Origin of the sequence: Protofrankia sp. CiP1_Cm_nod1, from assembly GCF_920888515.1 — a bacterium.
Lineage (GTDB): Bacteria > Actinomycetota > Actinomycetes > Frankiales > Frankiaceae > Protofrankia.
In genome coordinates this window covers 1-3833 of record NZ_CAKKTM010000432.1, presented here as the reverse complement: position 1 = coordinate 3833, position 3833 = coordinate 1, and the positions used below count along the sequence as shown (strand labels likewise).

Genomic DNA, 3833 nt, shown 5'->3' with positions numbered 1-3833 from the left:
TAATTTTTTTTTTTTTTCAAGCAGAAGACGGCATACGAGATGAGCGCTAGTCTCGTGGGCTCGGAGATGTGTATAAGAGACAGCAACCACGACACCTTCGGGCTCGGTCAGGTCGTCGCGGTGGCCGGCGCGGGGGACAACCGCGAGGTGAGCATCGACTTCGGCGAGGGAACCGGGACCAAACGCCTGCTCCTGCGCTATGCCCCCGTCGAGAAGCTGTGAGCGTCCCGCGCACCCGCGTTCGGCAGGCCCGACGGGCGGCTGGCCCGTACTGACATCCGCTGCCGCTGCCGCTGCCTGATGGCCGGCTATCCGTTACCGATGCCCGCCGGACGTTGGTGGCATCGGCACGGCACGGCACGGCCGGTGGAAGAGCGGCCGGCGGTAGCCGCTGGTTGAAGGCCGGTAACTGCTGGTCGAAGGCTGGTAGCCGATGCTGGGAGAACGGTGGCGGTCAGTAGGAGACGTTGTGCCTGGCGAGCCACGCGAGCGGGTCGATCTTGGTGCCGTTCTGGCCGCCCAGCCGGACCTCGAAGTGCAGGTGCGGCCCGGTGGAGAAGCCGGTCGACCCCTCCAGGCCCACCTGCTGGCCGGTGGCGACCTGCTGGCCGACCCGGACGCTGATCCGGGACAGGTGGGCGTAGCAGGTGACCACGTTGTTCGCGTGCTGGATCTGGACGAAGTTGCCGTAGCCGGACTCCCACCCCGCGTAGATGATGATGCCGCCGTGGGCGGCGACGACCGGGGTCCCCATCGGCGCGCCGAGGTCGATACCGGGGTGGCCGTTCGCGCCGCCGAAATGCTGGGTGAGCCTGGCCTGTATCGGGCTGACCCAGCGCAGTTCCTCCTGCTGGCGCGCGCTCTCCGTGGCCGTGGTCCGCTGCTGGAGGAGCAGGATGGACAGCTGGGCCAGCGCCTCGTCCCGGTCGACACGGTCGGCCTGGGCCTGGCGTCGCGCGGCGTCGTCGCGTTGCTGCCCGAGCAGGGCGGGGTCGCTCAGCCTGTCGGTGGCGGCGTCCGCCACGCCGCCGGACGCGGGGTCGGCGACCGTCCCGGCGGTGCGCAGGCCGGGAATGACCACCGGCTCGGAGTGCGCGATACCGGTTGTGTTGATCATAACGATGCCGAGGGTGGAGACCACGGCGGTGGCGATGCCGGTACGGCGGATCTGCGCTGCCAAGGCCGCCCGGCGGGCGGAACCGGACGGGCCGCCGTGGCCCGTGGCCCTGCCCTGACCGCGATGCCGCCCTGAGTTACGGGCTGGGGGCTGCGACAACCCGAACTCACGCTCCCGTTGCTCGACAGAACTTCTGCCGCGCCCCGGCATGCCCTGTCACGGCGTGTTACGGCACGGCATGTCGTGGCACGGCAGGAGAAAAAGCCTGCAAACCGGGTTGAACGCTACACCGTCCCAAAACGGGCTTTAGCACCACCCCCACCCACGGTGGGCGCGACGTATGAAGCGGTGTAATTATTGCCTTTTCATCATTATGAGTGACGAAGATTTCGATCATCTTGGAAGTCGCCGGCCGCTGGACGGCCGTCCGCCCATGACGCGCGGTCGGGACGAGCATCACGCAGGGATCTCGGGGCCGTAGCCGGCACCTCCGCCTCGGCTCCTGCCGCCATCTCGGCTCCTGCCGCCATCTCGGCCTCTGCCACCATCTCCACTCCTGCCTCCGCCGGCCCCTCCTCGCCGCCGAGGCCGGTGCGTCCGGTGTCAGGGCCGGTGCGTCCGCTGGCCGGGGCGGTGTACTCGACGTCGTCCAGATGCGCGAGCGTGGTCGCGATCCGATGGACGACGTCGATGTTGAACGGCAGCGAGTGGTGGCCGACGCCGGGAACCCGCAGGTTACGGACGGTCAGGTCCGGATGGCGGATGAGCGCCGCCTCGGTCGGACGGATGATCGTGTCCAGGTCCCCGGAGAAGGCCACGAACCGGGTCCGGCAGTTCGGCGCGGGCTCGGCCAGCTCGCGGACCACGTCCGAGCCCGGGACGAGCTGGCGCAGCAGGGTGTACGGCACCATCGGGGGCAGCAGCCGGGCCAGGCGGGTGCCCTCGTGCGGTGTGCCCAGCGTCACCAGGGTGTGCACACGGGCGTCGCCGTCGAGTTTCTGCACGTAGTAGCGGGCGACCAGGCCGCCGAGGGAGTGCCCGACGATGTGTATGCGCGGGTAGCCCGTCTGCTCGCACATCGTCTCGACCACCGCGGCCAGCTTGCGGGCCGCCGTCGGGACGTCCGCGGTGAACAGCGGCAGGTTCACGGTGGCGACCCGTCCGAAGCCTCGCCGGCGCAGCGACCGGCGCAGCCGAGTGAAGATCGACCTGTTGTCGATCAGGCCATGGACCAGCAGGATCGGTGTGCCCGCGGCTTCGATGTCGCCGACGAGCAGCCCGCGCCGCAGCGGGGAGAGGCCGTCGAGGGTGTAGCGGTCGGCCGGTTCGCGTAGCCGTTCCGAGACGGCCCCGATCGGGTAAAAGGCGATATGGGTCGCCAGCCAGGTGGCCTCCGTGGCCATGCCGCGGATCGCCCCCGGTGTCTCAAGCAGGCCGCGGGTCACGCGTGTGCCGCGACGGGCCACGGATGCGCTCACCGATCTGGTGGCTCTGCCTGCCGCCGCCCCCGCCGGCCCCAGTTGACGCTTTCCGATTGCCCTGCTCCCGTCCGTGCTCGGACAGTTGTCCGAAGAACCAGCTGGCCGCACGAACTGGCCGGCCGAAGGCAACGCGATCATCGGCCTGCTCGCGCGGCCGTGGGTCCGGGTCTCCCGCGCGGGGAAGGACCCGGGAACGGCACGATACTCGCAGGCACGAAGCCCCCGGACGTTGCCCGGATGCCGCGGCCGGCCAGGCCTGGCCCGGTAGGCCGTCGACCGCGCGGGCGGCGCCCAGCCGGCCGGCATCCACCGGGGATGGCCCGGCCGGTGCGCGCCAGACGGGCCGTAGCGCGGCCCGGGAGGCATCCGCTGGGAACCGCCATGACGTCTACCATTACTGAGAGTATAAAAAAAGCGGGTGGATGTCGACTGTTGGTTTCTCGCCGTGACCGCCGGCCGGTACGGCGGCGGCTGTGATCCCGTCGGGCAACAGCGTGCTTCCGCCGGTGCGTCCGGCTAGGGTCTACGGAGAGATCGGGCCACGGAACGCCATGTACGGGGCACCGCGTCAGGGAGGCGACGTCCCGGCCGGATGGTGTCAGGAAACGCAAGGAGGCCGCGTGAGCGGAACCGGTGAACGTATCCGGGTGGTGGTCGCCAAACCTGGTCTTGACGGCCACGACCGCGGCGCCAAGGTTATTGCGCGGGCACTGCGGGACGCGGGCATGGAGGTCGTCTACACCGGTCTGCACCAGACGCCCGAGCAGATTGTCGAGACCGCTATCCAGGAGGACGCAGACTGTATCGGCCTGTCGGTGCTCTCGGGCGCGCACATGACCCTTTTCGCGCGCCTGATGGATTTGCTGCGGGAGCGCGGCGCCACCGACATCGTGGTGACCGGTGGCGGGATCATACCGGATGCTGACATTCCGCAGCTGAAGGCACTCGGTGTCGCCGAGATATTCACGCCCGGAGCGACCACGGGCGAAATCGTCGAATGGATCCGGTCGAGTGTGGCCGCGGCCCACACGCCCGGTCCCAGGGCGGTTTCCGCGGGCTGAGAGTCTTCCGGGCGCCTTCCCGGGTGCCTTCCGGGGCCACCGGTTTCCGCCTCCCGGGCCGCCGGCTTGCCGGCCCGCTCGAGTGGCCGGGGCCGCCCGCCGAGGGCCGGTTGCCTGCCGAGGGCCGGTCGCCGGTCGCGGGCAGGCGGACGGCCCGGGACGGAAGGCCTGTCT

3 protein-coding genes and 1 pseudogene are annotated in these 3833 nt (G+C 70.0%); 2 read left to right on the top strand and 2 right to left on the bottom strand.

Annotated elements, in window-relative coordinates; translation table 11 throughout:
- Window positions 1-87: 87 nt before the first annotated feature.
- A pseudogene (locus tag NBX02_RS19550) lies at window positions 88-222 on the top strand (hypothetical protein); the annotation flags it as partial.
- A 232-nt stretch (window positions 223-454) separates the two neighbouring features.
- Here the strand turns inward: NBX02_RS19550 and NBX02_RS19545 are convergent.
- Both NBX02_RS19545 and NBX02_RS19540 read right to left on the bottom strand, forming a co-directional pair.
- Window positions 455-1180, bottom strand: a complete 726-nt coding sequence (locus NBX02_RS19545; protein WP_250287357.1) for a M23 family metallopeptidase — start codon at window positions 1178-1180, stop codon at window positions 455-457.
- Window positions 1181-1488: 308 nt separating this feature from the next.
- Window positions 1489-2595 carry an alpha/beta fold hydrolase gene (locus NBX02_RS19540; RefSeq protein ID WP_250292513.1) on the bottom strand — a complete coding sequence of 369 codons (1107 nt, stop codon included), beginning with the start codon at window positions 2593-2595 and terminating at the stop codon, window positions 1489-1491.
- A gap of 623 nt (window positions 2596-3218) precedes the next feature.
- Between NBX02_RS19540 and NBX02_RS19535 the strand changes: the two genes are divergently transcribed.
- Window positions 3219-3659 carry a cobalamin B12-binding domain-containing protein gene (locus NBX02_RS19535; protein WP_250287361.1) on the top strand — a complete coding sequence of 147 codons (441 nt, stop codon included), beginning with the start codon at window positions 3219-3221 and terminating at the stop codon, window positions 3657-3659.
- The last annotated feature ends 174 nt before the right edge of the window (window positions 3660-3833 follow it).